Origin of the sequence: Haemophilus influenzae, assembly GCF_019703545.1 — a bacterium.
In the GTDB taxonomy this organism is placed as follows: Bacteria; Pseudomonadota; Gammaproteobacteria; order Enterobacterales; family Pasteurellaceae; genus Haemophilus; species Haemophilus influenzae_E.
On sequence record NZ_AP018771.1, the window covers coordinates 160,299 to 186,639 of the forward strand.

The 26,341-nt window shown below is 37.1% G+C and carries 30 protein-coding genes; 9 read left to right on the forward strand and 21 right to left on the reverse strand.

Annotated elements, in window-relative coordinates; all coding sequences use genetic code 11:
* Positions 1 to 336: 336 nt before the first annotated feature.
* From K6J66_RS00755 to K6J66_RS00780, 6 genes are all read right to left on the reverse strand, one after another.
* Positions 337 to 771 carry a SoxR reducing system RseC family protein gene (locus tag K6J66_RS00755; protein ID WP_038440166.1) on the reverse strand — a complete coding sequence of 145 codons (435 nt, stop codon included), beginning with the start codon at positions 769 to 771 and terminating at the stop codon, positions 337 to 339.
* Positions 765 to 1,538 (reverse strand): class I SAM-dependent methyltransferase, encoded by a 774-nt coding sequence (locus tag K6J66_RS00760; RefSeq protein ID WP_038440167.1) that lies wholly within the window; start codon positions 1,536 to 1,538, stop codon positions 765 to 767. The genes K6J66_RS00755 and K6J66_RS00760 overlap by 7 nt, the downstream gene beginning before the upstream one ends.
* Positions 1,520 to 2,611 carry a tRNA (uridine(54)-C5)-methyltransferase TrmA gene (trmA, locus tag K6J66_RS00765; RefSeq protein ID WP_038440168.1) on the reverse strand — a complete coding sequence of 364 codons (1,092 nt, stop codon included), beginning with the start codon at positions 2,609 to 2,611 and terminating at the stop codon, positions 1,520 to 1,522. The genes K6J66_RS00760 and trmA overlap by 19 nt, the downstream gene beginning before the upstream one ends.
* Positions 2,612 to 2,754: 143 nt before the next feature.
* Positions 2,755 to 3,090, reverse strand: a complete 336-nt coding sequence (locus K6J66_RS00770) for a MaoP family protein (RefSeq protein WP_005655680.1) — start codon at positions 3,088 to 3,090, stop codon at positions 2,755 to 2,757.
* Between the two features lie 61 nt (positions 3,091 to 3,151).
* Positions 3,152 to 3,769, reverse strand: coding sequence for a thiol:disulfide interchange protein DsbA (gene dsbA / locus K6J66_RS00775; protein ID WP_005655678.1), 618 nt, complete (start codon positions 3,767 to 3,769; stop codon positions 3,152 to 3,154).
* Between the two features lie 10 nt (positions 3,770 to 3,779).
* The gene (locus K6J66_RS00780; RefSeq protein ID WP_005648308.1) at positions 3,780 to 4,046 is read right to left on the reverse strand and encodes a YihD family protein; all 267 of its coding nucleotides are present in this window, start codon (positions 4,044 to 4,046) and stop codon (positions 3,780 to 3,782) included.
* A gap of 69 nt (positions 4,047 to 4,115) precedes the next feature.
* Here K6J66_RS00780 and mobA point away from each other — a divergent pair, with 69 nt between their 5' ends.
* Positions 4,116 to 4,694 (forward strand): molybdenum cofactor guanylyltransferase MobA, encoded by a 579-nt coding sequence (mobA, locus tag K6J66_RS00785; protein ID WP_014551048.1) that lies wholly within the window; start codon positions 4,116 to 4,118, stop codon positions 4,692 to 4,694.
* Between the two features lie 138 nt (positions 4,695 to 4,832).
* Here the strand turns inward: mobA and K6J66_RS00790 are convergent, their stop codons facing one another.
* The 3 genes from K6J66_RS00790 to K6J66_RS00800 form a co-directional block, all read right to left on the reverse strand.
* On the reverse strand, positions 4,833 to 5,825 hold the full coding sequence (locus K6J66_RS00790; RefSeq protein ID WP_005631292.1) for an amidohydrolase family protein: 993 nt from the start codon (positions 5,823 to 5,825) through the stop codon (positions 4,833 to 4,835).
* A gap of 197 nt (positions 5,826 to 6,022) precedes the next feature.
* Entirely contained in the window at positions 6,023 to 7,780 is a 1,758-nt protein-coding gene (locus K6J66_RS00795; protein ID WP_038440169.1) for a DUF3413 domain-containing protein, read from the reverse strand.
* A gap of 1 nt (position 7,781) precedes the next feature.
* Positions 7,782 to 8,000 carry a YejL family protein gene (locus K6J66_RS00800; protein WP_005625990.1) on the reverse strand — a complete coding sequence of 73 codons (219 nt, stop codon included), beginning with the start codon at positions 7,998 to 8,000 and terminating at the stop codon, positions 7,782 to 7,784.
* Between the two features lie 125 nt (positions 8,001 to 8,125).
* On the opposite strand from K6J66_RS00800, the gene yejK reads away from it, so the two are divergent.
* The 3 genes from yejK to K6J66_RS00815 all read left to right on the forward strand — a co-directional run bounded on the left by yejK (position 8,126) and on the right by K6J66_RS00815 (position 10,358).
* Positions 8,126 to 9,142: a nucleoid-associated protein YejK gene (gene yejK / locus K6J66_RS00805; RefSeq protein WP_103746013.1), complete on the forward strand. Its 1,017-nt coding sequence runs from the start codon at positions 8,126 to 8,128 to the stop codon at positions 9,140 to 9,142.
* A gap of 65 nt (positions 9,143 to 9,207) precedes the next feature.
* Positions 9,208 to 9,621 carry an outer membrane protein assembly factor BamE gene (gene bamE / locus K6J66_RS00810; protein WP_048954684.1) on the forward strand — a complete coding sequence of 138 codons (414 nt, stop codon included), beginning with the start codon at positions 9,208 to 9,210 and terminating at the stop codon, positions 9,619 to 9,621.
* A 53-nt stretch (positions 9,622 to 9,674) separates the two neighbouring features.
* Positions 9,675 to 10,358, forward strand: a complete 684-nt coding sequence (locus K6J66_RS00815; RefSeq protein WP_048954683.1) for a response regulator — start codon at positions 9,675 to 9,677, stop codon at positions 10,356 to 10,358.
* A 265-nt stretch (positions 10,359 to 10,623) separates the two neighbouring features.
* On the opposite strand, the gene epmA is transcribed toward K6J66_RS00815, so the two are convergent.
* The gene (gene epmA, locus K6J66_RS00820) at positions 10,624 to 11,595 is read right to left on the reverse strand and encodes an elongation factor P--(R)-beta-lysine ligase (RefSeq protein ID WP_005648321.1); all 972 of its coding nucleotides are present in this window, start codon (positions 11,593 to 11,595) and stop codon (positions 10,624 to 10,626) included.
* A gap of 210 nt (positions 11,596 to 11,805) precedes the next feature.
* Between epmA and frdA the strand changes: the two genes are divergently transcribed.
* The 4 genes from frdA to frdD are packed head-to-tail and all read left to right on the forward strand — an operon-like array spanning position 11,806 to position 15,146.
* Positions 11,806 to 13,605, forward strand: a complete 1,800-nt coding sequence (frdA, locus tag K6J66_RS00825) for a fumarate reductase (quinol) flavoprotein subunit (RefSeq protein WP_005663061.1) — start codon at positions 11,806 to 11,808, stop codon at positions 13,603 to 13,605.
* Positions 13,598 to 14,368 carry a succinate dehydrogenase/fumarate reductase iron-sulfur subunit gene (locus tag K6J66_RS00830; protein WP_005639269.1) on the forward strand — a complete coding sequence of 257 codons (771 nt, stop codon included), beginning with the start codon at positions 13,598 to 13,600 and terminating at the stop codon, positions 14,366 to 14,368. Before frdA ends, K6J66_RS00830 begins: the two co-directional genes overlap by 8 nt.
* Before the next feature lie 10 nt (positions 14,369 to 14,378).
* Positions 14,379 to 14,789, forward strand: coding sequence for a fumarate reductase subunit FrdC (gene frdC / locus K6J66_RS00835; RefSeq protein WP_021034726.1), 411 nt, complete (start codon positions 14,379 to 14,381; stop codon positions 14,787 to 14,789).
* Positions 14,790 to 14,801: 12 nt separating this feature from the next.
* On the forward strand, positions 14,802 to 15,146 hold the full coding sequence (gene frdD / locus K6J66_RS00840; protein ID WP_005690445.1) for a fumarate reductase subunit FrdD: 345 nt from the start codon (positions 14,802 to 14,804) through the stop codon (positions 15,144 to 15,146).
* Between the two features lie 100 nt (positions 15,147 to 15,246).
* Here the strand turns inward: frdD and mtgA are convergent, their stop codons facing one another.
* The 11 genes from mtgA to K6J66_RS00895 all read right to left on the reverse strand — a co-directional run bounded on the left by mtgA (position 15,247) and on the right by K6J66_RS00895 (position 25,085).
* Positions 15,247 to 15,987, reverse strand: coding sequence for a monofunctional biosynthetic peptidoglycan transglycosylase (mtgA, locus tag K6J66_RS00845; protein WP_038440175.1), 741 nt, complete (start codon positions 15,985 to 15,987; stop codon positions 15,247 to 15,249).
* Positions 15,974 to 16,279, reverse strand: coding sequence for a trp operon repressor (gene trpR, locus K6J66_RS00850; RefSeq protein ID WP_005629736.1), 306 nt, complete (start codon positions 16,277 to 16,279; stop codon positions 15,974 to 15,976). The genes mtgA and trpR overlap by 14 nt, the downstream gene beginning before the upstream one ends.
* A gap of 37 nt (positions 16,280 to 16,316) precedes the next feature.
* Entirely contained in the window at positions 16,317 to 18,098 is a 1,782-nt protein-coding gene (locus tag K6J66_RS00855; protein WP_038440176.1) for a transglycosylase SLT domain-containing protein, read from the reverse strand.
* A gap of 15 nt (positions 18,099 to 18,113) precedes the next feature.
* On the reverse strand, positions 18,114 to 18,410 hold the full coding sequence (locus tag K6J66_RS00860) for a YciI family protein (RefSeq protein ID WP_038440177.1): 297 nt from the start codon (positions 18,408 to 18,410) through the stop codon (positions 18,114 to 18,116).
* Positions 18,411 to 18,426: 16 nt separating this feature from the next.
* Positions 18,427 to 18,891 carry an acyl-CoA thioester hydrolase YciA gene (yciA, locus tag K6J66_RS00865; protein WP_005655643.1) on the reverse strand — a complete coding sequence of 155 codons (465 nt, stop codon included), beginning with the start codon at positions 18,889 to 18,891 and terminating at the stop codon, positions 18,427 to 18,429.
* Complete coding sequence (locus K6J66_RS00870) at positions 18,891 to 19,448, reverse strand: septation protein A (protein ID WP_005690438.1); 558 nt, start codon at positions 19,446 to 19,448, stop codon at positions 18,891 to 18,893. Before K6J66_RS00870 ends, yciA begins: the two co-directional genes overlap by 1 nt.
* A gap of 5 nt (positions 19,449 to 19,453) precedes the next feature.
* A complete protein-coding gene (locus tag K6J66_RS00875; RefSeq protein WP_005652437.1) occupies positions 19,454 to 20,188 on the reverse strand; it encodes a hypothetical protein in 735 nt (244 codons plus the stop codon).
* A gap of 145 nt (positions 20,189 to 20,333) precedes the next feature.
* A complete protein-coding gene (gene mglC / locus K6J66_RS00880; RefSeq protein ID WP_005663072.1) occupies positions 20,334 to 21,344 on the reverse strand; it encodes a galactose/methyl galactoside ABC transporter permease MglC in 1,011 nt (336 codons plus the stop codon).
* 16 nt (positions 21,345 to 21,360) lie between these two features.
* Positions 21,361 to 22,881 (reverse strand): galactose/methyl galactoside ABC transporter ATP-binding protein MglA, encoded by a 1,521-nt coding sequence (gene mglA / locus K6J66_RS00885; protein ID WP_005652432.1) that lies wholly within the window; start codon positions 22,879 to 22,881, stop codon positions 21,361 to 21,363.
* 65 nt (positions 22,882 to 22,946) lie between these two features.
* Positions 22,947 to 23,942: a galactose/glucose ABC transporter substrate-binding protein MglB gene (gene mglB / locus K6J66_RS00890; protein WP_038440178.1), complete on the reverse strand. Its 996-nt coding sequence runs from the start codon at positions 23,940 to 23,942 to the stop codon at positions 22,947 to 22,949.
* A 144-nt stretch (positions 23,943 to 24,086) separates the two neighbouring features.
* Positions 24,087 to 25,085 carry a substrate-binding domain-containing protein gene (locus tag K6J66_RS00895; RefSeq protein WP_038440179.1) on the reverse strand — a complete coding sequence of 333 codons (999 nt, stop codon included), beginning with the start codon at positions 25,083 to 25,085 and terminating at the stop codon, positions 24,087 to 24,089.
* A gap of 206 nt (positions 25,086 to 25,291) precedes the next feature.
* Between K6J66_RS00895 and galT the strand changes: the two genes are divergently transcribed.
* The gene (gene galT / locus K6J66_RS00900) at positions 25,292 to 26,341 is read left to right on the forward strand and encodes a galactose-1-phosphate uridylyltransferase (RefSeq protein WP_038440180.1); all 1,050 of its coding nucleotides are present in this window, start codon (positions 25,292 to 25,294) and stop codon (positions 26,339 to 26,341) included.

Below are 26,341 nucleotides of genomic sequence, written 5' to 3' on the forward strand. Positions count from 1 at the left end.
TGGCAAAAATAAGTCCACCGATAGCAAGAAGAGCAACAATGCCAAGCCCTATAGTAAGCCACATATTATTTTCCTTCCACTAATTGACGAAATTTACGCCCCATCACAAGGCAAACATAAGCAATAATGAGCAAAAAAACTAATATTTCATCCTTTTAGGAAAAGCGGTTGCTCGCCATAAAGTATAACAGGCATTGCTAGAATAGCAACTTTTGCCACATCATCACTAAGTTTTGACCAAGCCTCTAAAGAGCTTTTTTTCAATGGGTAATTTAAATAACTAGCTTTATAGTTTGCGATCTAAATCGCAGAAATAATAAAAAGCGAATAAAAAACTTAAGATAATATGCGCAATAAAACAGGCTGAAACTCTGTTTGCTGCCCTAATTTTCTGCTATAAGATTTGACAAAAATGAAAGAAAGTGCGGTTAATCCGAAGATTAAAATTGCACGCAGGATTTCATTATCGCTTATGTAATCGGACAACATAGTCACAATCAATAAGGTCAAAAGCGGTACAACATACATCAATAATGCCGACAACAACATCGACTTTTCTTCTAATCCAATTTCAACAATTTGACCTTCGCATAATGGCATTAATGCTTCCACATTAAAAATATGCTCGCCACGTTTACCGTTTAATTCGGAAAGGCTTGATGTTCCACAACTGTTTTTAGCTGCGCATTGGCCACAGGCACTTTGGGATTGGCATTTCACTTTGGCAATGCCATTTTCATAGCTAATAACAACGGCACTTTCTCTTAGCATTGGGATGCTCCCATATAAATATCAAAGCGATGATTTTTCGTTTCACGGCTAAAGTGCGGTTGTTTTTCACCAAGAAATTCCGCATAGTCAGGACGCTTCACGACCACACGTTTTTTAGCTAATTGTAGTGCAGGTAAAAGCAATTCATCAGCATCTAAATCAGCCCCGACTAAATGCTGGAATACGTGCATTTCCTTTTTTACTAGTGCAGATTTTTGTTTATGCGGATACATTGGATCGAGATAAACCACATCGGCATAATCGCTATTAGGATCAAGTTCATTAATATGCTGAACATTCAGCAAGCACAAATTTTGTTGCAACATCTCGCCGATTTCCTCATCTTGATAAGCACGATTTAAACCATCTTTCAGAAGTAAAAAAACAACAGGATGACGTTCAACTAAACGAACTTGGCAGCCAATCGTGGCTAACACAAAGGCATCACGCCCTAGACCAGCTGTGGCATCAATAACCGTTGGCAATGCCGAACCTTTAATTCCTACCGCTTTCGCTATGGCTTCACCACGACCACCACCAAATTTACGACGATGAGCCATTGTACCACCAACAAAATCAACATAAACCGCTCCGAGTTTAGGTTCGTCTAGTTTACGAAGTTCTAAACGTTCATCGGTTTGAACAAGCGCAAGTGGGCTCTTTTCATTATGAATAATCTTGTGTTCAGCACAAAGTGCGGTCAATTCTGCTAATGTTTTTTCTGTCGATTCAGAAATCAGCTGAATTCCTACTTGCGAATGAGCCATACGCCGCTTTCCATGTGGTCAGTGTAAGGGAATTGATCAAATAACGCCGCTTTTTCAATGCGGTGAGTTTTTGAAAGTTCAACAAGATTATCACACAGCGTATGTGGATTACAGGAAATATACAAAATGCAATCGTAATTTTGTACAAGTTTCACTGTATCAGGATCAAGCCCTGCGCGAGGTGGATCGACAAAAATGGTATTACATTCGTAAGATTTTAAATCAATCCCTTTCAAACGATTAAAGGCTCTAACCCCATTCATTGCCTGCGTAAATTCCTCTGCCGACATACGGATAATTTGTAAATTATCCACTTTATTTTCAGCAATATTAAATTGCGCGGCGGCTACGGAAGGTTTGGCGATTTCGGTTGCCAATACCTTACGGAAATTTTGTGCAAGTGCGATAGAAAAATTACCGTTTCCGCAGTAAAGTTCTAATAAATCGCCTTCGCTATTTTGGGTACAATCAATTGCCCATTCAAGCATTTTGCAGTTTACCGTTGCGTTTGGCTGGGTAAAACTATTCTCGACTTGGCGATAAACATAATTTCTGCCATTCACAGGTAAAACTTCATCCACATAATCTTGCTCAACACAGATTTTTTGTTTACTTGCACGCCCGATTATTTGAACATTAAAACCTTGCTTTTCGAGTAAATCTTTTAGATTTTTAGCCGCACTTTCCCATTCTTCAGTGAGTGTTTTATGATAAAGCAAGCTCACAATAATCTTATTACTCAAGGTGCTAAGGTAATCAATTTGGAATAATTTTTTGTGTAGCACTTCTTGTTGTTTTAACAAAGGTAATAAGGTTTGCATCATACGATTAATTAGCATGCTGGCGATTGGAAATTCATCCACGCGATAACGCTGCAACGTCGCTTGATCAAACATAATATGGTAAAAATCATCTTGCTCGTGCCAAATACGAAACTCCGCACGCATGCGATAATGACTTGTTGGAGAGTCAAAAACTTGAATATCGGGTGCATTGAAAGGGCGCAAAAGTGCGGTTAATTTTTCAAGTTTTTTTTGTAGCAGTTCGTTGTATTGAGAAATCGGTAATTGCATAGAAATTAGTATTCGTAGGGCGTATGAAGACGAATCGTTCATACAAAGATAGGAGAATAAAGTTATCAGCCGTGAATTACGCGTGATTTCACAAGCTATTCAAAAACAAAAGGCAGACTTCCGCCTGCCTTATTTAACGTATCTTATTCGCCGGAATAATCTTCACCGCCAGAGGCTGCTTCACTCACATCACCAGATAAGGTGTAAACACGTTTTTTAGTGTTAATACGAGTACGATATTTATTCCAAGTTTTTTCAAAGAAAGTCTCTGCTGCGCGCTCACCACGGCAAAAAGCGACAAAATCTTTTTCTTCTTTAGTCGCTGGCTCACGTTCCCCTAAGTCTAATGCTTTGAACGCTTGACCATATTGCTCAAGCACCTGTGATTCTTTGATTGTGTAATCACCGTGACGGGAAAAACCACGTGGGTAGTTTTTATCGTCAAAGAAACGACGCATTACGCTAAAACTTGCAGCCATAATATTCTCTCTTCTTTCATTAATATTTACAAAATAGGGCAGGCATTAAACCAATTTTTCGTTATTTTTGCAATAAACCTTTTACGGTTTGCACATAATCTTTCACGAAATCATCGTAATTTAACCCTTCAGGGTTTACACGGAATTTTCCATTTACATAAAAATCAGGTACGCCACGCACTTTAAATTGTTCTGCGGCATTTACTTGTTTATTGACTAAACCATTTACTGCAAAACTATTAATGCCACCATCAAATTGCTCCGCGGTTACGCCATTCGATAAGAAGATAGCTCGAATATCATCCATTGATTTCAAGGCATCCTTTTGAGCCGCTTCAAATAATGGTGATTTTACTTTACTTTCTGCACCTAATGCCATTGCTAACGCCCAAGCACGTGTTAAGTTTTCAGATTGATGACCTAAGAAATTCACATGATATTGTTTAAATTTCACATCTTTTGGTAAAGCATCTACGACTTGTTGTGGAATTTTGTATTCCATTTCAAAGGCGTAACAATGCGGGCAATAGAATGAGAAAAACTCAATCACTTCTTTTTGCTGTGAAGCCTGTTGACTCACTTGAACATATTGTTTGCCTTCTTGTAAATCTGCGGCAAAACTATTTACAGACATAAGCGTGCTGACACCTAAACCTAACGCAAGTAATACTTTTTTCATTTCTTTCCTCTTATTTAATGATACCGCGAGCACGGAGCAATGCGGTTTTAAAATCTTCTTCGTAATCTTTTTTGAGACCCGGAATTGGCTCATATTTATCTGTACCATCCATTTTTAACTGATAAATAATCACTTCATCAGTTAATTCATTTAATGGTTTTTGGAAACCTGATTCATTGGCAATTTTTTGCAAAATTTCCATTAAACTCAAATCCGAGTCTTTAGACCAATAAAACTGTAAAAGTTCCAAAACTTCATTTAAACGCTTACATTTCATTGCTATTTCCTTTTTAATCGTAAAAAATAGGCAAAGCAAATGATACTTGAAATAATGATAGATTAAAATATGACAATTACAATAAGCGCGGTAATTTTGGCAGGTGGCAAGGCTCGTAGAATGGGTGGGCAAGATAAAGGATTACAGATTTTAGGTAAACAATCTTTAATTGAACATGTTATTAATCGCTTACAACCACAAATTCATCAGATTTCAATTAACGCTAACCGAAATCAAACAGAATATGCAAAATTTGGCTTTCCTGTTTTCTCCGATGAACTGCCCGATTTTCAAGGACCATTAAGTGGCATGCTAACAGCTCTAGAAAAGACAAAAAGTGACTTTATCCTTTTTACACCTTGTGATACGCCTTTTTTTCCTATGAATCTTTTAGATAAACTCAAAAGTGCGGTTAAAAATGACCGCACTTTAATTGCGTATGCTTGCGATGAAGAACGTGAACATCCCGTTTTTTGTTTAATGTCCGTTCAGCTAAAGGAAAAATTGCGACACTATTTAGCATCGGGTGAACGACGCCTTTTACAATTTATGAAAGAAAATGGCGGGATTTCAGTAAAATTCACGCAAGAAGAAGGCAACTTCGAGAATTTTAATACGCTGGATGATTTAAAGAAAACAGTCATCTAACCGAACACTAACAAAAGTGCGGTTTATTTTTATTATTTACGAGCACCAAATATCGCAATCAATTCTTTCACTTTTACGCGTTTTTCTGGGTTTTAAAATAGTTATGGTAACTAGCTGGCTTAAACCCACCATACGCAACTAAATTGGCTCTAGTCCTAACACTTTACGACCGTTAATACTTGCGATATTGACCATTTCATCTAAGTGAGGGAAACGGCAACCCGCAGCTAATAGGCTTAATTCTTGCCATAAATCGCCTTCACATAGAGGAACCATGTAATCACAAATATTATCTGTGCCTAGGGCAACAGTGATACCTTCGGGGATCATTTCATCTGCTGGCGTGAGCGCATTGTGGAATGGCATAAGATCTTCTTTGCGATTACTGTCAATCCATGCCATCGGACAGGCTATCATCATCATTTTGGCTTTACGCATTTTTTCGTAAAGTTTGTAACGATATTCTTTTGAATGTGAGCCAATGGAAATACCATGGATACCTACAACTCGCCCCTCCATTCCGTGTTCAATGGTTTTGTCGCAAAGTTGCTCGGTTTCTTTTTCACTTGGATTGTTGAATTGGTCTACATGTACATGACACATAATTCCAAGAGATTTAGCCTTATCTAACAAGATATCCATCGCTTCTAGGCCACGTCCATAATCCAATTCATCACGATATGGTAAGCCGCCAATCATATCTACCATTTCTGCACCAATATCAAACCATTTACGCGCAGTGGGTTCGATTACCCCTTTTAAAGTTTGATTGGCAAATTTCAAAATAATGTCATGTTTATACACTTCGCGGGCTTTGTGTGCGGCAATAATTGCACGATCTTCACAAATTGGGTCTATATCGACAAAAGTACCAAATGCGGTTACACCTTGGGATATCATTAATTCAATAGATTGGCAAAAACGTGCGTAATAATCATCAACACTGGAAGTGCGTTTTACTTCATCCACTAAATCCCATTTTTGTTGCAAATTACTACTATGATAAATCCCAATTTTCTCTGGCGTCATCGTAAAAGCGCGGTCAGCATGAGCATGGGCATTTACCCACCCGCCTTTTTTGATAATTTCATCGCGAATATAGGTTTTAAAACTACGAACATGGCTTTTCATACAAACTCCGTAAAAAAGAAAGGATAAAAAGACGAGAATGTATATTAATTGAAAGGTACTGTAAGTACGGCGAGAAGCATTATGATAATGTTATGAAAAACTCACGGATTTTCATTAATAACATTTTTCAGTCTTAAACTGAGGCATGAGTATAAAGACTTAAGGACAAAAAATCCATTCTTTTGTGCACTTATAGATTATTTTTCAAAGAAGAAATTTTGTAATTGGAAGGCTTCTAAGAAGATTCCAAGTGGCGGTCTGTCTGAAGATTGCTCAATATAATCTTTATCGAATTTTTTGTAATTCCCTTTGCGATCAATGTGATATTGTGTTCCATCAGGTTGAATCACCACATTCCAGCGGAAATTCGAGGCAAGTACCCAGTCATCTCCTTTAAGATCAAAGAGATTGCGTCCCTGACTATAATCCATCAACGGGTTTTCTACACGGAATACTGTCTGCATTAATGCAGAGAAAATATCCGCATGATTACTTAATCCATTTTGTTTACCTACTGGTAAATCTTTCCAATATACAAGCAATGGCACTTGAATTTCATCACGCCCAAAGTAGTTTTCTCGCTCTTTTTGATTCATTTCATTAAAGGTTAAACCATACTCTGACGTGATGATGACTAATGTATTTTCAAGCGGTGTACTTTCTAACGCTTTTGCTAAAAGAGAATCAATGTCTTGCAAAGTGCGGTCATAATCTGATGGATTTTTAGCATCCAAGGCTAAATCCAAATAAGCAAACCAAGGTGAGTCAGTTTTTTGTGCTTTAATAAAATCATTGAGATTTTTTACCGCACTTTCATTATTTGGTTTGTTGGTTTTATTCGATGAAAGTTTTATTTCACGAAATAATGCTTGGCGGAAGATGCTATCTTTGAAATTCGTAGCAGAAAATAAACCCAATTGATAATTTTCAGCACGTAATTTTTCGATTAAAACAGATTGGGTATGATTGCTTAAAATGCTATCGGTGTAATTTGCATTTAGCCCGTAAAATAACCCAATCAAGCCTGCGTTATTACTATTGCCTGTGCTGTAATGATTAGTGAATTCCGTTGAGCTTGTTGCAAATTTAGCAAGTTTTGGCATCTTTTCATTAGAAATCGCATCATGGCGTAAACCCGAAACCGTTACGAGCAGAATATTAGGTTTGTGCGTAATTGGTGCGTAAGTGAGTTCTTTTTTCGGATAATCAATTTTTAAGGCATCTAAACGACCTTCTTGTGCCAATTTTTGCGTATATTCTTCCCCATCCAAGAAACCGTGTTTTTCTAAAAAAGAACGAGCTGTCATTGGATAAGATAAAGGGAAATTAGAGCGTTGCATAGTGATCGGACGATACAAATAAGCATCTGCCCAAGCATAAATTAAATGTGTCGCAATGAACGTTGTGGTTAAGAATATACCAGTGCCTTTTAGCCATTTTTGGCGTTCAAGACTACGTAATTTTTCCCAACTCCAGCGAGAAAATAACATTTGTGCCAGTAAAATTATTGGCATTGGTGCAAAGAAAATTTGCCAATCGCGCGACATTTCACCATTTTCTGGATTGACCAGCAAATTCCATACAACAGAGGATAAATGCAGATTAAAACGATTGAAAACAGCGGTATCAAATAATAATAAGGTTGTACAGATCGTGGAAAAAATCACCGTTAATCCGCGAAAAGTGCGGTGATTTTTAACAATGAAACTCAGTGGAAAGACAACGAGTAAGTACAACGCAAAAACGTTGAAACTGAAATGCCCGAGCAAACTCACAAAGAAATAAAGTTTTCCTGCGAGAGTATCTGGCCAGTCAATGATAAAGGCATAACGTGCGCCAATAAGAATAGCAACAATAATATTAAAAAAGGCAAACCAATGGCCCCACGAAATTTTTCGTGAAACGTCATCGCGGTATTGTTTGCCGCTGAAGGTGCCTTTTTTAATCCATTTCATATTAACGTGTTTTTACCGCATTAATTAAGGAATTCGAAAATGCTTGAGCTAATGCCTCACGTTGAGTTTGTGGCACGCTGGTGGTTAATAAATTACTCGCCATGTTACCCAGTGCGATTAAGGAGAGATCTACAGGGGCTTTATGTTTTTCTAATACTGCGATCATATCGTTTACAATCGCACTTAATTGAGCATCAGAATATTTAGAATGTTGAGCCATAATGTTAAAAATAAAAAAAATTTGGCTTATGATACCCGATTATTTGGTAGAACCTAAATAATTTCTTTTTTCTTGCTGAAAAAGTGCGGTTATAATTTGCGGCAAATTTTTCAAAGGTGACAAAAATGAGTATTACCGTTAATCAAATTGTTTTGCATCAGTTAGTCAAAAATGTGGATGGCGACAGTATAAAAATAGAAAGCGTATTACGCGACGAGTTGCTGTCCATTACACCAGAAATAGAACAAATGATGTTGCAATTGCATCAAGGCTATCAAAATAAAGCTAAGGCTTTTGGCGTGTTTCAGGAAAAGTCTATATTTGCACAACATTTAAATCGTTTATTAGAGCAAGAAATTGAGTTTTTGGGTTTTAGTCAATATTCAACAAAATTGCTTGCAGATGAGCTAGGTAAATATAACTTTGCGGAAAGTGGCACCTTGATTTTATGTCAATATAATTTCTTAGCGACAGATTACTTGTTTATTGCATTGCTTGATAGCCGTCATAGTATGTTAGTCGATGAGCATTTAGATATTCGCCGTACAGAATATTTGGATATTACTCAGTTTGATATTGCGGCACGGATAAATTTGACGGATTTGCAAGTAAACGCGAACTCTAATCGTTATTTAACCTTTATAAAAGGCCGTGTTGGTCGCAAAATTAGTGATTTTTTTATGGATTTTTTAGGTGCCGAAGAAGGATTAAATCCACAAGTTCAAAATCAATGTTTATTGCAAGCTGTGAGTGATTACTGCGATCAAGGCGAACTCAACAAAGAGCAAACTCAAGCGGTAAAAAAACAAGTGTTTGAATATTGTAAAGGTCAGCTTTCAAATGGTAACAATATTGAATTAAGGGAACTTTCTGATTCATTACCCACTCTAAACGAACAGCCTTTTGTCGTCTTTACGGAAGAACAGAATTATGGTTTGGAAGAGAGTATTCCACCAATACGTTCAACATTGAAATCGCTAACAAAATTCTCTGGGTCAGGAAAGGGCGTTACCCTAAGTTTTGATGCGGAATTATTGAATACACGTATTCAATGGGATCCTATGACAGATACCCTAACCATCAAAGGTTTACCGCCAAATTTAAAAGATCAATTACAAAAGGCTTTAAAATCAGAGAATTAATTTGGAAATACACCCAATTTTGGATATTATCTGACAGAACTTTTGCACAAATTAAGGTAAAGAAAATGCAAGTTAAAACACTTTTAGGCGCAACCTTTTTAGCATTAAGCCTCGCTTCTTGTTCCACCGTTGAAAAAGTTGTATATCGAATTGATGTACCGCAAGGCAACTATTTAGAGGCGACTACCGTTGCGCAAGTTAAAGAAGGAATGACCGCCCAACAAGTACAATATTTGTTGGGAACGCCAATATTAATCGACCCTTATAATAACTACACTTGGTACTACGTATTCTTACAACAACGTGCCTATGAAACGCCAGTTCAGCATACTTTCACAGTAAAATTTGATCAACGTGGGATTGTGACAGAAACCCATCTTGATAAACCTTTACCACAGGTTTCACAACAAGGCGAAAATAACACCATTATTGAAACAGGTGAGAAACCAAAATCAAGCTGGTGGAAATTCTGGAAATAATCTTTTTATTTTCACCGCACTACAATAAGAATAATTGGTAAAAGGAATCTCCAATGTCAAAACTCTTACTCGTTGATGATGATATTGAATTAACTGAACTACTTTCTACACTTTTAGAACTTGAGGGTTTTGACGTTGAAACTGCAAATAATGGATTAGAAGCATTACAAAAACTCAATGAAAGCTATAAGCTGGTTTTACTTGATGTAATGATGCCAAAGTTAAATGGTATCGAAACATTAAAAGAAATTCGTAAAGTCTCTAACGTGCCAGTGATGATGCTAACAGCAAGAGGCGAAGACATTGATCGCGTATTAGGCTTAGAATTGGGAGCGGATGATTGTTTACCCAAGCCTTTTAACGATCGTGAGCTTATTGCAAGAATTAAGGCGATTTTGCGTCGTAGTGCATCTCCTTCAAATAATATATCAAATGTAGAAATCCTTTCTTTTGACGGAATTACTCTCCACTTTTCTCACGGAATTGCAACCTATAATGAAGAAAATCTAAATTTAACGGATTATGAATTTAAGATTCTTTGTTTATTGCTTAAATCTAAGGGAAATGTGGTAAGTCGAGAAGAATTAAGTTTAGAAGTAATGGAAAAACCACTCACTCCATTTGACCGTGCTCTTGATATGCACATCTCTAATTTAAGACGCAAATTACCAGAACGAAAAAACAAGCCCTCTTGGTTTAAAACTTTACGCGGAAAAGGATACACTTTAGTTACCTAATTTTTATGAAATTAGGTTATTTTTTCAATTTAAATCAACTCACTATCCAAACATTTCTTATGTTTTGGTTTTCTTTTTTTCATAATGATGAGCCTTGTGATCACTGTACCTAATTTCGATCTCAGAATTTATTCCCCCATTAAAAGAAGCGAATATTGTTAATTATCAAAAAGAAATATTAGGCGGGCTATCAATGAATATAAAATTGCCATTATGGATCACCCATTAAATAAAAATGATGACAATTTTTACCGCACTTTTACCTTTAAGCATTGTCCACAGCAAAAGAAATAACGTCATTAATTTTTTCACAATCTAAAGCGATCATCATTAAACGATCTATTCCTAATGCGACACCTGAAGCATCTGGCATACCCGCTTCTAAGGCAGCAAGAAAGCGTTCATCAATTTCTCGAGTAGGCAATTCACATTTTTGTCTTTGTTGATTATCTAATTCAAAGCGATGACGTTGTTCTTGCGCATCGGCAAGTTCGTGAAAACCATTGGCTAATTCTAAACCTTTATAATAGAACTCAAAGCGTTCTGCTACCCGCTGATCTTCTGGGCTTACTTGTGCTAGAGCTGCTTGTGTTGAAGGGAAATGATACACGGCAATAGGTCGTTCTTTTCCAATTTGAGGCTCAACGACTTCACTAAATAAAAACTGTAATAACGTATCGCGATCTTCATTATCTTCAGCCATAAAATTATGTTTACGTGCTGCTTCAATTAATTCTGAACGTTCTGCTGACAAGGGATCTAAGCCTACATATTCTTGGAAAACAAATTGGTAACTTAAACTTTCTGCAGGTGGACAATCTAAAATTTGTTGGAGCAAATCATCTACTTCATTAATTAAACGATGCATATGAAAGTGCGGTCGATACCATTCCAACATAGTGAATTCTGGATTATGGCGATTTCCAGCTTCTTCATTGCGAAACACTTTACTGATTTGGAATATCGGCCCACTGCCTGCAGCAAGCAAGCGTTTCATATGATATTCAGGGCTTGTAGAAAGCCAAAGTGTTTTGGATTGTTCACCGAAAGGCGCAAGAAATTCCGTGCTAAAGGTGGAAAGATGTAAATCAGTGACGCCAAATTCACTTAGAACAGGGGTCTCTACTTCAAGCAAACCGCGTTCTGTAAAAAATTGACGAATTTCAGCAATAATTTTTGCCCGTTTAAGAAGATTTTTTATATCGGCAGAAGGTTGCCAATGATTAAGTGCGGTCATTTTTAATCCTGTTTTAAAAATTTTGCACATTGTAAACGAGAGCTACTCTCAACTCAATCTTAGCTTTTTTGAGGTAGATCACAAAATACGATCTTTTCCATCTTTAGACATAAAAAACGTTATTAATTTGTAACAAAAAATGGCACAATGCCCACACAATATTACCCTTTTAGGGGATTTATTTTTACTTTCTATTGATTGGAGGATATCGTGCAAACAGTTAATGTCGATATTGCGATTGTTGGTGCTGGTGGCGGTGGTTTACGTGCAGCGATTGCCGCAGCAGAAGCAAATCCTAACTTAAAAATTGCATTAGTTTCTAAAGTATACCCGATGCGTAGCCATACTGTAGCAGCAGAAGGTGGTGCAGCGGCAGTTATCAAAGAAGAAGATTCTTACGATAAACACTTCCAAGATACCGTTGCTGGTGGGGACTGGCTTTGTGAGCAAGATGTAGTGGAATATTTCGTGCAACATTCACCAGTGGAAATGACCCAGTTAGAACGTTGGGGATGCCCTTGGAGCCGTAAAGCTGATGGCGATGTAAACGTACGTCGTTTCGGTGGAATGAAAATTGAGCGCACTTGGTTCGCTGCAGATAAAACAGGTTTCCACTTATTACACACGCTTTTCCAAACTTCTATTCAATATCCACAAATCCAACGTTTTGATGAACACTTCGTATTAGATATTCTTGTTGATGATGGCCATGCTCGTGGTATGGTTGCAATGAATATGATGGAAGGATCACTTGTTCAAATTAATGCCAATGCGGTTGTTATTGCAACTGGTGGTGGTTGTCGTGCATTTAAATTTAATACCAATGGCGGCATTGTAACAGGTGACGGCTTATCTATGGCATATCGTCACGGTGTACCACTTCGTGATATGGAGTTTGTTCAATATCATCCAACAGGCTTACCTAATACGGGTATTTTAATGACCGAAGGTTGTCGTGGCGAAGGCGGTATCTTAGTGAATAAAGATGGCTATCGCTATCTTCAAGATTACGGTCTAGGTCCTGAAACACCAATTGGCAAACCGCAAAATAAATATATGGAACTTGGCCCTCGTGATAAAGTTTCTCAAGCATTCTGGCAAGAATGGAAAAAAGGTAATACCTTAAAAACCGCGAAAGGCGTAGATGTGGTGCATTTAGATTTACGTCATCTTGGTGAAAAATATTTACATGAGCGTCTACCATTCATTTGTGAATTAGCAAGTGCTTATGAAGGTGTAAATCCAGTAAATGAACCAATTCCAGTTCGTCCAGTTGTTCACTATACAATGGGCGGCATTGAAGTTGATTTTAACAGCGAAACACGTATCAAAGGTTTATTTGCTGTAGGAGAATGCGCATCTTCAGGTTTACACGGCGCAAACCGTTTAGGATCTAACTCTTTAGCTGAACTTGTTGTGTTAGGTCGCGTTGCTGGGGAATACGCAGCACAACGTGCAGTTGAGGCTCAATCGGTAAATCAAAGTGCAGTTGATGCTCAAGCAAAAGATGTTGTTGCTCGCCTAGAAGCTCTTCACAAACAAGAAGGTAATGAATCTTGGTCTGAAATCCGTGATGAAATGGGTACCGTGATGGAAGAAGGTTGTGGTATTTACCGTGACCAAGCAAGTATGCAAAAAGCAGTAGATAAAATTGCAGAGTTAAAAGAACGTTACAAACGTATTCGCGTATCAGATAATTCAAGCGTGTTCAATACAGATGTACTTTACACCGTTGAGTTGGGTTACATTCTAGATGTTGCGCAATCTATTGCAAATTCAGCGATTGAACGTAAAGAATCTCGTGGTGCTCACCAACGCTTAGATTACACAGAACGTGACGATGTCAATTATTTAAAACACACACTTGCTTTCTACAATGAGAATGGTGCGCCGCGCATTGAATACAGTCCGGTGAAAATTACTAAATCTCAACCTGCAAAACGTGTTTACGGTGCGGAAGCAGAAGCTCAAGAAGCAGCTGCGAAAGCTAAGGAGCAAGCAAATGGCTAATTCACCAGTAATGAATGTTGAAGTATTACGCTACAATCCTGAAATCGATCAAGAGCCACATTTAAGCACCTATCAAGTACCTTATGATAATCAAACTTCATTGCTTGATGCGTTAGGCTATATTAAGGATAAACTTGAACCCTCTCTTTCTTATCGTTGGTCTTGCCGTATGGCGATCTGCGGTTCTTGCGGGATGATGGTAAATAACAAACCAAAATTGGCTTGTAAAACTTTCTTACGTGATTACAGCGGCCATATGCGTATCGAGCCATTAGCAAACTTCCCTATTGAACGCGATTTAGTGGTTGATTTAAGCCACTTTATCGAAAGTTTAGAGGCAATTAAGCCTTATATTATTGGTAACGAAGCACCAGCATTAGATGGTAAACCACATCCATCGAAAGAATTGCAAGTAAGCCGTACTAAACAAACGCCAGCACAGCTTGAGAAATATCGTCAATTCTCAATGTGTATCAACTGTGGTTTATGCTATGCCGCTTGCCCTCAATTTGGTTTAAATCCTGAATTCTTAGGCCCTGCAGCTATTACTATGGCTCATCGTTATAATCTTGATAACCGTGACCATGGTAAAGCAAAACGTATGTCATTATTAAATGGTAAAAATGGGGTTTGGAGTTGTACTTTCGTTGGTTATTGCTCAGAAGTTTGTCCAAAACATGTGGATCCTGCTTCTGCAATTAACCAAGGAAAAGTGGAAAGTGCCAAAGATTATGTTATCTCTATGCTAAAACCAAAAGGCTAAGGGGAAGAATATGTCAGTAACAGTAAGTAAACGTAAAAAATATGTTCGTCCAATGACAGCGACTTGGTGGCAAAAATTAGACTTCTATAAAGCTTATATGCTACGTGAAGCGACTTCAATCTTTGCTGTATGGTTTTGTATTGTATTGCTTTATGGTGTTCTTTGCCTCGCAAGCAATCCAATACCAGGCTTAGGCATTTTGAGCTTTATTGAGTTTTTAAGAAACCCAATTGTGGTTTTCTTAAATATTATTACGCTTATCGCAACGCTTTATCATACGGTGACATATTTCTTAATGACACCAAAAGTGATGAATATCATTGTGAAAAATGAACGCCTACCACATACTGTGGTAAGAAATGCACTTTGGGCGGTAACAGCATTAGTTAGCGTGATTGCTTTAGTTTTAGTTTATATCTAAGGGAGAGAAAAAATGGTTGATCAAAATCCAAAACGCTCCGGCGAACCGCCAGTATGGTTAATGTTCGGTGCAGGCGGCACAGTGAGTGCAATTTTCCTTCCTGTCGTTATTCTAATCATCGGTTTGTTATTACCATTTGGTTTAGTCGATGCGCATAATTTAATTACTTTTGCTTATTCTTGGATTGGTAAATTAGTTATTTTAGTGCTTACTATTTTTCCAATGTGGTGTGGTTTACACCGTATTCATCACGGTATGCACGATCTTAAAGTGCATGTGCCAGCAGGTGGATTTATCTTTTATGGTTTAGCCACAATTTATACTGTTTGGGTGTTATTTGCGGTAATAAACCTGTAATAAAAATGATATAAATAAAAAAACGAGTCTTAGACTCGTTTTTTTATTTTATGTTAAATATTTTTTAGTTTGTTTTACTTTATAAATTTGATTGAATTTTTTATAAATGGCTCAAGTATTCAGTACCTAAATTTCCCATTTGTCTCAAAATCCAAGTTTGTTTTTTACGAACTAATAAGCTTGGCTTATTTACTTTATAAATGATTGGATTAGGCAACACAGCAGCTAAAAGTGCGGCTTCATTTTGAGATAAATTTTTAGCTGATTTTCTAAAGTAATAGCGACTTGCCGCCTCCACACCAAAAATGCCGTTCCCAAATTCTGCAATATTTAAATACACTTCTAAAATACGTTTTTTTGACCAAGTCAGCTCAAGCAACATAGTTGCTGGAACTTCTAAACCTTTTCTTAGCCAATTTTGTCCATGCCAAAGCATTAAGTTTTTAGCGGTTTGCTGGGAAATGGTTGATGCTCCTCTAATTCCTTTTTTAGATTTTTCGTTATACCGAATTGCTCCTTGGATAGCCTCAAAATCAAAGCCTAAATGTTCAGGAAAACGCTGATCTTCTGATGAAATCACAGCTAATTGAATGTTTGGAGAGATATTTTCTAGGCTAACCCAGTCATATTGAATTTGATATCGAAAATCGCCTTGTAAAAGATTAGCGATTTTTTGTTGTACCATATAAGCGGAAAATGGAATAGGTACAAAGCGAAAAATCAGCAACAAAGCAAAAACGGCGAAAAAAAAACAAAAGACAACTCGCTGCCAGTTTTTTTTCCACCATTTAGGACTAAATAAGTGAGAAAGTGCGGTAAAAATTCGCTTAGTTTTTTTCAATGAGATCAAGATGTTGTTTCATCCATTGCATAAAATCAGGATCCATCGTTTTAATCATATTGGAACCTCGAGTGATTGTTGCAGCACTTGTATTAAGATTTTGTTGAATTTCACGCTGAGGCATATTTTTATCAATCAGCTGAGAGACAATCTGCAAGCGCAATCCTACAGCATCTCGTTCGTCTGCTGTTAATAATAAGGTTAGAAACTCCTGTGCTTTGTTTTCTTCAAAGGCGATTTTTAGCATTTGAAGAAATGCATTCCATTGTTCTAAATTACGGCTGATATACATAATTATGCTCCCATTTCACACTATTAAACTAGTGCATTTAGTATAGCCGATTCAATTCTTCTTGGCTAAAGATTTGTGGGTTTTCTTTATTTTGCAAAATTTGATAGTAAAAATCATAAGCGACTACATTTTGCACATAACCACGAGTTTCATAAAAAGGAATAGATGCAACAAATTCATCTAATGCTAATTTTCCATTAGCTCGGCTTAACCATTTTTCTACTCGATTTGCCCCTGCATTATAAGCGGCTGCAATCAATATTCGATTATTAGGATATTTTCCACTGAGTTCATTCAGATGTGCGGTACCTAGCAAAATATTATTCAATGGTTTGAATAAATCTTGTTCGCCTTGATAAGGTAGTTGATTATTCTCTGCAGTCAATTTTGCCGTGCTTGGCAAAAGCTGCATTAAGCCTCGAGCATTTGCTGAAGATTGTGCCATTGGATTCCAAGCACTTTCTTGACGAGCGATTGCCATAGCAAAAGTTTTGCTGATATTCAAATTCTGTAATGCAGCATTGAAGTATTCAGAATAAGCATTTGGCAGACGAAGAGACAGGTAATCCCACGCTTTTGCCACAATAGAAGCATCAACAACTAATTCAAACCATTGCTGATTTTTGGCATATTCAGAAAGTTTTAGCTGAGTTGTGAAATCAACATTATCAAGTAAAATTCGCCAGCGTTGTTTTGCTAAACCATTTCGTCCAAGTTCTCTTAATTCTGTAATCATTGCAAAAACTTGCTTAAAAGGAAGTTGTTCAGCTTGAGTAAAACTTGGTGCAATAGGGACATTCAGTTGATATGCTTGTTTTAATTGTGTAGCCGCTAACATTGGATAAAAGCCACGCTCTTTTGAAAGTGCGGTCAGTTTTTTGGTATTTTTTGATATATCTTGTTTAGCTTCCCAATAACGCCATTCTTGCTTACTTTTTGATTCGGCAGAAAGCAAATTTAGCCAAGAGGTTAATTCAGTTTTTTGCCAAATAGCCATTCGTAAACGGCGTTCGGTTAAATTATCAGTCTGTAATTGTCGGATTTGTTCATCACGCCATTTTTGAAAATCAGCGTTTTCATTATCAAAAAAACGATTTAAAAAGGCTATCTTCCACTGTTTGATTTCATCTTCTGAGAGTTGCCAAGTATTTGCCCATTTTTGATAGGATTCAAAACTTAGGTTATTCATTTGTTCAGGTAGCGTTTTAAGATAACGTGGGAAAGCATCAATTAATACGGTTTTATCTAAAGTGTTAGGATCACTTTTTCTTACAATTTCAGCAAGTTGTTTAGGATTTTCTACTTGATTTTGCTCTTTTTGAACCCTGTTATTTTCTTTAGCATTATCTGAAGTTGCTGATGTTTGTTGTTCGTTTAACGTGGATAGTTTTTGTAATAAGGCTTGAAATGCTAGCGTCACAAAAGGGTAATTTTGTTGCACTAACGCATTGAGTTCATTTATTGCTTGTTGTTTTCCTTGAATATCATCATTCTGCAAAAAGGCGATTTTTGTCTCCCAAAATCGAGCAAGCAGATCATATTGCAAAGGGTAGCCTTGCAATGAGTCTATTAAGGTTTTTGTGATATTTTGAGTCGCTTCAGAAAATTGCTGTTTTTTTACCGCACTTTTTAGCAAACCTTCAACTTGCAAAAAGACTTCACGTTGTTTTAGACGTTTTAAATAATCTTGATGCTGCGCCAGCTCCCAGTTTTGTTTCTCTTGCTCAAGATTGATTGATGCTGTTGCCGTATTAGGCGAATCGGCAAAAGCAGAAAGTGCGGTAAAAATACAGAGAGAAATTAAGGCGACTTTTTTCATATTACGTTATTTAAATTAAAAGACTTTTTTAAACGGCTTTACAATAACATCCGCATATACGCCAGCTTCTACATAAGGATCTTCTGCTGCCCAGTCTTTTGCCGCTTGTAGATTTTCAAATTGAGCAATAACGGTTGAACCTGTAAAACCAGCTTCACTCGGATTTTCATCATCAATTGCAGGATTTGGGCCTGCTGTCAGTAAGCGATTTTCCGCTTGAAGTTGTTTTAAACGAGCCAAGTGTTGCTCGCGTACGGCAAGACGCTTTTCTAACGTATTGGGAATATCTTGGGCAAAAATAACATAGTACATAATGATTTCCTTTCATTTACAAGGGTTGTTCTGAAATTAAGGCTAATGCTTTTTCTAACTCTTGGTTATTTTCACGGGGAATCGTGCGAGAGCGACCATTATTATCAACTGCAACAAAAGTAAATACCGCATCGGTGACACAATAACGTTCGCCAATTGGCTCACTCGCCACTTTTTTTACCCATACTTCTACTTTAATTTTAATGGAAGAACGCCCAACTTTGAGACATTGACCGTAGCAACAAACAACATCGCCCACAGAGATTGGTTTGATAAAATTCATACTTTCAACGGCAACAGTAACCACGCGTCCGTGTGCGATTTCTTTCGCTAAAATCGCGCCGCCCATATCCATTTGAGACATAATCCAGCCACCAAAAATATCTCCGTTAGCATTGGTGTCAGAAGGCATCGCCAAAGTTCGTAGTAAAAGAACTCCTTTTGATTGGCGACCATTTTTATCAGTAAAATTGGCAGACATTATTTCTCTCCGTCTTTTGAATTTGAGCCATCTTTAGGCAAATAACGATAAATATAAACTCCCGAAATAATGGTTGCAATCACTGTCATACCAATAATTCCGAAAGATTTGAAATCAACCCAAGCCTCTTCCGACATATTATGGCTGATATAAATATTTACCAACATACAAATAATAAAGAATATTGCCCAACCAAAATTCAATGTATTCCAAGCCTTTTCGGGCAATTGTAGCTCTTTACCAAGTAACTTTTTGATTAATGGGGTTTTAAATTGAAATTGTGCGACGAGCAAAACAATAGCAAATAAGCCATTGATAATTGTCACTTTCCATTGCAAATAGCGGATTTCATTAAAGTAAGCGGTTAAAAGTCCAAAAAAAACGACCGCACTTGCCATAATTTTTTGTTGTTTTTCAACTATTCCGTATTTCCATTTTAAAATCACGATCTGCAAAATTGTTGCAACCACTAATACGATGGCTGCTTCACGTACACCACCGAGTTTGTAAGTGATAAAAAATAAAATTAAAGGGATAAAGTCAAGGAGTTGTTTCATATTGATTAATCCTTCATAAATAAGCTGTAGAAACGATAAGTCACTACTAGCATGAAAATATTAAGTAATGCGGTGAAAATGCCTATTACCATATCAAATATAGCATTATTGGAAAATGCGCTTAATTGGAAAATAAGAATTGGCACGAAAAAATAAACCAGTAGGGTGTAAATAAACAATACGCCTTTTCGAGTATTTCCTCGCATCCAAATTTTTCGGATAGTTTGCGAAAGTGCCTCTTGAGTAGAAAGATAATGTACTACCGTTAAATTTAAACGGACAAAGAACCAAACGCCAACAAGCATCGCGATAAGTGACATAATAGAGGGCGATTTTTTTGTGAGTAATGCAGCAAAGGCTTCACCAAGACCAAGTAACATTGGTGCAACCATTAATAGATCTAACACAATTACGCCTGCAAAACGGCGCAAGGTAAGTGAGAAGGTTTCACCTAAAGTGCGATAATTTTGTAGGCTAATTTTATGGATTGAGGTTAATCCCCAAGCTGCAATAAAGCTCGTTAAAATTTGAGTGATTGCAACTGAAAATATAAAACTTGTGATATCTGTATTGGCGAGATTTAATACATCATTTTTATTTTCATCATTAACTGAAAAACTTAAAAGTGCACTCGCGCTTTGCACAATAAATAAAATTGCGACAAATTGCAGCATAATTTTTTTCTGATTACGGAAGAAATTCCAACTGTCTTGCAATACTTGTGTAAAGTTAATTAGCATTTTTTTCTCTCTATGAAAATGGTGGCGCAATTATACAGGGTTTGCCGATTATTGCATAAATATCCTTAATTCAGAATTGAATAGATAAAACAAAAGTGGACAAATTTGCCCACTTTTCATTCATTTTATTAAGATTGCGTCAGCTTTATTTTTTCTTCGCATATTTTAACGAGTCAATGGCTACCGCTAGAATGATAATGCTACCTTTAATGATGTATTGCCAGTAAGGGTTTACACCGATGTAAGTTAAACCGTAGTTGATAACAGTAAAGATAATAACCCCAGTGATAACACCAATTACTGTACCTACCCCACCAGCAAAAGATACGCCACCCACTACGCAAGCGGCGATAGCATCTAATTCATACATAAAACCTAAGTTGTTAGTTGCAGAACCGATACGACCCGCTTCAAGCATACCACCAAAGGCATAGAACATACCTGCAATCATATAGATTGCAACTAAGTTACGAGCAACATTCACGCCTGAAACTTTAGCTGCTTCTGGGTTACCCCCAATAGCAAATACGTTTTTACCGAAACGAGTTTTGTTCCACATAATCCATACTAATAATGCTGCAATAGCTGCATAAATCGTGATGTAAGAGAGTTTAAAGCTGCCGACTCGGAAGAATCCTTGAGCAAATGTTGAGAAATTTTCACTAAAACCTGCGATTGGAGAACCACCTACAGCATCATAGTATAGTGAGTTGAAACCATATATGATGATCATTGTACCCATGGTTGCGATGAATGGAGTTACATTTAAGTAAGCGATAACTAAACCATTCACTAAACCAATTACTGCACCGATAGCACAAACTGCGAGAATAACCACTGGAATTGGTATTTGTCCCATTTCAGGGAACACGCGGTTAATATTTTCCATTGATTGCAACATTGTTGCAGAGATAACTGCAGACAAACCAACTTGACGACCTGCAGATAAGTCAGTCCCTTGTGTAATCAATAAACCCGCAACCCCTAAAGCAATAATTAAACGTACAGAAGATTGGGTTAAGATGTTACTGAAATTGACTAAATTTAAAAATGTCGGATCTTGTGCAATGATGATGCCGAGCAAAATCAATAACACAAAATAAATCGCATTTTGTTTTAAGAGATCAAAGGATTTGTTTTTTTCTAAGGCACTCATAATTCATTCCTTATGTTTATAAATATTTTGCCGCGAGTTGCAAAATTTCTTCTTGCGATGTTTTTGCGCTTTCAACGATACCTGCTAATTTACCGTTACTCATTACTAAAATGCGATCAGTCACACCCAGTAATTCTGGCATTTCTGATGAAATCATAATAATGCCTTTATCTTTTTTAGCGAGTTCTTGAATAAGTTGGTAAATTTCAAATTTTGCCCCAATATCGATACCACGAGTCGGCTCATCTAGCATCAAAATTTCAGGTTGAGTTAAAAGCCAACGACCAATAATGACTTTTTGTTGGTTACCACCAGAAAGAGAACCAATTGTAGTTCTGTGTGATGGTGTTTTAACATTCATTGAATCAATTACCCACTGGGTATCACTTTTCATCTTCTTCGTGCTAAGTAATTTCCACGGAGTGAGATAAGATTTCATATTTGAAATCAATGAATTAAACTCAATGCTTAAATTAGAATAAATCCCCGTTGAACGACGCTCTTCAGTAACCAATGCAAAGCCATTATTAATCGCTTCAAGTGCGGTATGATTTTTCACAGTTTTTCCGTGTAACTTAATCGTTCCTTCGATTAATTCACGTACGCCAAAAATAGCTTCAACGATATCGGTACGTTTAGCCCCCACAAGCCCTGCAATACCGAGAATTTCACCTTTGCGTAATTCAAAAGATACGTCTTGAATGGATGGTTGATTTTTAGCGGTAAGATTTTCCACCTGCAAAATAACTTCTTTTGGCACGTTGGTTTTTTCAGGGAAACGCTGTGTTAATTCACGCCCTACCATCATTCCAACAATTTGTTCCATTGTGGATTCTTTCACGTTTACCGTGTTGATCCATTTACCGTCGCGTAAAATAGTAATTTCATCACAGATTTTGAAGATTTCATCCATTTTGTGAGAAATATAAATAATGCCGCAACCGCGTTGTTTTAATTTGTCGATAATTTTAAACAGATGCTCAACTTCTTTTTCAGAAAGCGAGGATGTTGGTTCATCCATGATTACGATTTTAGCGTTATACGAGAACGCCTTCGCAATTTCGATCATCTGCATTTGAGAAACTGAAAGTTTGGCGACTTTTTCTTTCGGATCTACATCAATATCCAATTCATCAAAAATCGCTTTAGTATCACGGTACATTTTGGCGTGATCAACAAAAGGACCTTTAAGTGGATAGCGTCCAAGCCATAAATTATCCATTACGCTAGTTTGGCGCACGAGATTGAGTTCTTGGTGCACCATTGAAATACCATTTTCAAGGGCTTCTTTAGATGTTTTGAAATTGACGGGTTCGCCTAAGAAAAGAATTTCGCCTTCATCTTTGGCATAAATACCGAATAAACATTTTAGTAATGTAGATTTGCCCGCGCCATTCTCACCCATTAAGGCATGAACAGAATGTGATCGAACCGTTAAGTTTGCGTTATCTAAAGCTTTTACGCCTGGAAAGGACTTGCAGACATTGGTCATTGTGAGCAGCACTTGGCTGTCTTGACATTGAGTTTGAGCTGTCATATCCAACCTCTTTAAAAAGGGGAAGATCCACTTCCCCTTAGATTACAACAAAAATTGATGGAAAATTATTTTAAGAAGTCACCTAAGTTATCTTTATCCACACCAACATAAGGAATGCGTACAACACGGTCTTTTAATTCCCATTTTGTGCCTTCAGTTGCAGATTTACCTTGTGCTAAATTGTTAGATAATTGAACAACTGCTTTACCTTGGTTTACACTATCGTTTAATACTGTACCCGCAAGTTCGCCTTTACCAATCAATTGTAATGCTTCTGGTAACGCATCCACACCAAAGATAGGTAATTTTTTACCGTGTGCTTTTGTTGCTTCTAACGCACCTAATGCCATACCATCGTTGTTAGAAATAATGACTTCAATGTCGTTCGCTTTAGAGCTAGATAACCAAGCATCTACTTTATCTTTCGCCATTGCAGCATCCCACATACCAGTATCAATAAATAATTGTTCAGTTTGGATACCTTTCGCATTAAGTTCTTCTACAACATATTTTGTACGCACTTCCGCATCTGGATGACCAGGTTCGCCTTTTAATAATACAAATTGGATTTTGCCATCTTTATTTAAGTCAAGAGCTGGATTCGCTTTCCATTGTTTTGCAATTAAATCCCCTTGAATTAAACCTGATTCTTTTGGATCAGTACCTACATAGTAAGCCTGTTCATAAGAACCGATAGCTTTTGCACCAGGGTCTTTGTTAAAGAATACGACAGGAATATTATCTGATTTTGCCTTGCCAATAATAGTTGGAGCTGCCGCTGGGTCCACCAAGTTAATCGCGAGAGCTTTCACGCCTTTAGAGAGTAAGATATCAACTTGGTCATTTTGAATAGATTGTGCATTTTGAGAGTCATTCATTAAGAGTTTAATGCCACCGACTGCTTTAGCTTCTTTATCGATTTCTTTGCGCATTAAAGACATAAAGTTATCATCATATTTATAAATCGTTACCCCAATACGATTATCTGCAGCAAAACTTGCAGATGCTGAACCTAATGCAATAGCGAAAGCGACGGTACTTAACACGGCTGTTTTTTTCATAATAACACTCCTATTTGGAAGGTTGATGTGGATAGATAAGGTTGTGCACATCATAAATAAATTATCGTAATTAATCTATGAGCAAATTTGCAAAAATGAAAATGATTACATAAAAAATTATGAATTTGTGATCCATGTCACAAATTAGCGCGATTCCACCGAAAAACGGCGTACCAAAGTAGGGTTAAATTGAACTACTGGAGGTGTAATTATTTTCTCGTCAGTTAGACTTAATGCTAATTTAGCCGCATAAGTTGCCATTAAATCAATAGGATAGCGAATTGTGGTTAGTTTTGGGATCAAATAACGGGCAATCGGCATATCATCAAAACCAATAATTGAAAATTGGCTTGGTACGCTGATATTGTTTTCATTGAGAACTGAAATGGCTCCCGCCGCCATTGAATCGTTATAAGCAACGACAGCCGTAAGATTTTTGTTATAACTAAGTAAATCAATCATTGCTTTTTCGCCGCCTTCAAAGTCTGGGCTATTGAGTGTTATCGCCTGTTCAATGATGGGATAATTGTGATCTTTTAATGCGGCAAGATAACCATTTCTTCTTTCAACTTCATCAAAAATGGCGTGATTTGAACCGATATATGCAATATGTTGATGCCCATAACGAATAAGCATTTCCGTGGCTAAATAAGTGCCTTTTTGGTTATCTAAACTGACACAACGATGTTCATAACCTTTAATAACACGGTTAATGATTACCATTCCTGGCACAGTATTTAAATAATGGCTTAATTCATCATCAGATAAGGCTTTAGAATGTACAACAAGAGAACTGCAACGCTTACGTAATAAGGTATTGATCGCCTCTCGCTCTTTTTCTGCGTGATGATAACCAATGCCAATTAAAATCGTTTTTTGATGTGATTCTGCTACTTTGTCCACCGCTTTCACTAAAATCGCAAAAAAGGCATCCGTCACATCGGTCACTACCACTCCAATTGTATCCGTGTTTTGCACAGCAAGGGCTTGAGCATTTGCATTAGGTTGATAAGCTAACTGTGCAATAGCTTGTTCCACCGCAAGGCGTGTATTTTCACTAACAGAAAGAGAGTGATTTAATACTCGGGATACGGTAGCGACAGATACATTGGCTAATTTAGCGACATCTCGAATAGTACTCATAACTTTTCCCTTGTTATAATCTATAAATCTTATATTTTGATCATAAATAATTTACGATAAATTGAAAGCGGTTACTTTCATAAGTATGAACTAAATCATAAAATTTTTTGCTTATTTTCTTATTTTGTGACAAAGATCACGGTTTATTCACAATAATTTAGTATAAATTAATGTAATCGCTTACATTGATAAAAACAGGAGTCAAAATGACCGCACTTTTTGAACCTACAGAACATCCACATCGTCGCTACAATCCGTTAATCGATCAATGGGTTTTAGTTTCGCCACATCGTGCAAAACGCCCGTGGCAAGGACAACAAGAAAAAGTGAATGAAGAACAAAAACCAAGTTATGATCCAACTTGTTATCTTTGCCCAAACAATAAGCGTATTACAGGGGAATTAAATCCAGATTATCGTAAACCTTATGTGTTTAAAAATGATTTTTCCGCGCTTTTAGAAGATACGCCAGCCCCTGAGAAATCCTCAGATCCTCTTTTCCGAAGTTCTCAAGCTCGTGGCGAAAGTCGAGTTATTTGTTTCTCTCCAGATCATAGTAAAACATTGCCATTATTGACCGCACTTGAGATTGAAGATGTGATTAAAGTATGGCAAGAACAACTTCGTGAGCTTGGTGCGAAATACCAATGGGTGCAAATTTTTGAAAATAAAGGGGCGGCAATGGGGTGTTCTAACCCACATCCGCATGGTCAAATTTGGGCGAATAGTTTCTTGCCAAATGAAGTTGCTCGTGAAGATCGTACACAACGTGATTATTTATTAAAACATAGTTCAGTAATGTTAGTTGATTATGTAAAACGAGAACTAGAGTTAAAAGAACGTATTGTGGTTGAAACTGAATATTGGGTAGCTTTAGTGCCTTATTGGGCTGTTTGGCCATTTGAAACATTGCTTTTGCCAAAAACTCACGTAAAACGTTTAACTGAATTAAGTGACGAACAATCAAAAGATCTTGCGGTTATTTTGAAAAAATTGACGACCAAATACGATAATCTCTTTGAAACCTCTTTCCCATATTCAATGGGATTTCATGCGGCACCATTTAATGGCGAAGATAACGAACATTGGCAGTTACATGCTCATTTTTACCCTCCTCTTTTACGCTCAGCAACTGTGCGTAAATTTATGGTGGGATATGAAATGTTAGGCGAAAACCAACGCGATTTAACGGCGGAACAGGCTGCAGATCGATTACGAGCCTTGAGTGAAGTTCATTATAAAGAAAGAACTAAATAA

Coding starts and splice junctions, on each gene's coding strand:
- frdC (WP_021034726.1), top strand. CDS start 14,379: ATGTCAGTAACAGTAAGTAAACGTAAAAAATATGTTCGTCCAATGACA.
- K6J66_RS00875 (WP_005652437.1), bottom strand. CDS start 20,188: ATGCTAATTAACTTTACACAAGTATTGCAAGACAGTTGGAATTTCTTC.
- galT (WP_038440180.1), top strand. CDS start 25,292: ATGACCGCACTTTTTGAACCTACAGAACATCCACATCGTCGCTACAAT.
- K6J66_RS00790 (WP_005631292.1), bottom strand. CDS start 5,825: ATGAAAAGCCATGTTCGTAGTTTTAAAACCTATATTCGCGATGAAATT.
- K6J66_RS00760 (WP_038440167.1), bottom strand. CDS start 1,538: ATGGCTCATTCGCAAGTAGGAATTCAGCTGATTTCTGAATCGACAGAA.
- K6J66_RS00795 (WP_038440169.1), bottom strand. CDS start 7,780: ATGAAATGGATTAAAAAAGGCACCTTCAGCGGCAAACAATACCGCGAT.
- yciA (WP_005655643.1), bottom strand. CDS start 18,891: ATGTCTGCCAATTTTACTGATAAAAATGGTCGCCAATCAAAAGGAGTT.
- K6J66_RS00780 (WP_005648308.1), bottom strand. CDS start 4,046: ATGAAATGTAAGCGTTTAAATGAAGTTTTGGAACTTTTACAGTTTTAT.
- mglA (WP_005652432.1), bottom strand. CDS start 22,881: ATGACAGCTCAAACTCAATGTCAAGACAGCCAAGTGCTGCTCACAATG.
- K6J66_RS00770 (WP_005655680.1), bottom strand. CDS start 3,090: ATGGCTGCAAGTTTTAGCGTAATGCGTCGTTTCTTTGACGATAAAAAC.
- K6J66_RS00860 (WP_038440177.1), bottom strand. CDS start 18,410: ATGTACTATGTTATTTTTGCCCAAGATATTCCCAATACGTTAGAAAAG.
- epmA (WP_005648321.1), bottom strand. CDS start 11,595: ATGACCGCACTTAATCATTGGCAACCTTCTGCCGATATAAAAAATCTT.
- K6J66_RS00855 (WP_038440176.1), bottom strand. CDS start 18,098: ATGAAAAAAGTCGCCTTAATTTCTCTCTGTATTTTTACCGCACTTTCT.
- trpR (WP_005629736.1), bottom strand. CDS start 16,279: ATGTATATCAGCCGTAATTTAGAACAATGGAATGCATTTCTTCAAATG.
- dsbA (WP_005655678.1), bottom strand. CDS start 3,769: ATGAAAAAAGTATTACTTGCGTTAGGTTTAGGTGTCAGCACGCTTATG.
- K6J66_RS00830 (WP_005639269.1), top strand. CDS start 13,598: ATGGCTAATTCACCAGTAATGAATGTTGAAGTATTACGCTACAATCCT.
- K6J66_RS00755 (WP_038440166.1), bottom strand. CDS start 771: ATGCTAAGAGAAAGTGCCGTTGTTATTAGCTATGAAAATGGCATTGCC.
- mglC (WP_005663072.1), bottom strand. CDS start 21,344: ATGAGTGCCTTAGAAAAAAACAAATCCTTTGATCTCTTAAAACAAAAT.
- mglB (WP_038440178.1), bottom strand. CDS start 23,942: ATGAAAAAAACAGCCGTGTTAAGTACCGTCGCTTTCGCTATTGCATTA.
- K6J66_RS00800 (WP_005625990.1), bottom strand. CDS start 8,000: ATGGCTCAACATTCTAAATATTCTGATGCTCAATTAAGTGCGATTGTA.
- K6J66_RS00895 (WP_038440179.1), bottom strand. CDS start 25,085: ATGAGTACTATTCGAGATGTCGCTAAATTAGCCAATGTATCTGTCGCT.
- K6J66_RS00870 (WP_005690438.1), bottom strand. CDS start 19,448: ATGAAACAACTCCTTGACTTTATCCCTTTAATTTTATTTTTTATCACT.
- bamE (WP_048954684.1), top strand. CDS start 9,208: ATGCAAGTTAAAACACTTTTAGGCGCAACCTTTTTAGCATTAAGCCTC.
- mobA (WP_014551048.1), top strand. CDS start 4,116: ATGACAATTACAATAAGCGCGGTAATTTTGGCAGGTGGCAAGGCTCGT.
- frdD (WP_005690445.1), top strand. CDS start 14,802: ATGGTTGATCAAAATCCAAAACGCTCCGGCGAACCGCCAGTATGGTTA.
- trmA (WP_038440168.1), bottom strand. CDS start 2,611: ATGCAATTACCGATTTCTCAATACAACGAACTGCTACAAAAAAAACTT.
- K6J66_RS00815 (WP_048954683.1), top strand. CDS start 9,675: ATGTCAAAACTCTTACTCGTTGATGATGATATTGAATTAACTGAACTA.
- yejK (WP_103746013.1), top strand. CDS start 8,126: ATGAGTATTACCGTTAATCAAATTGTTTTGCATCAGTTAGTCAAAAAT.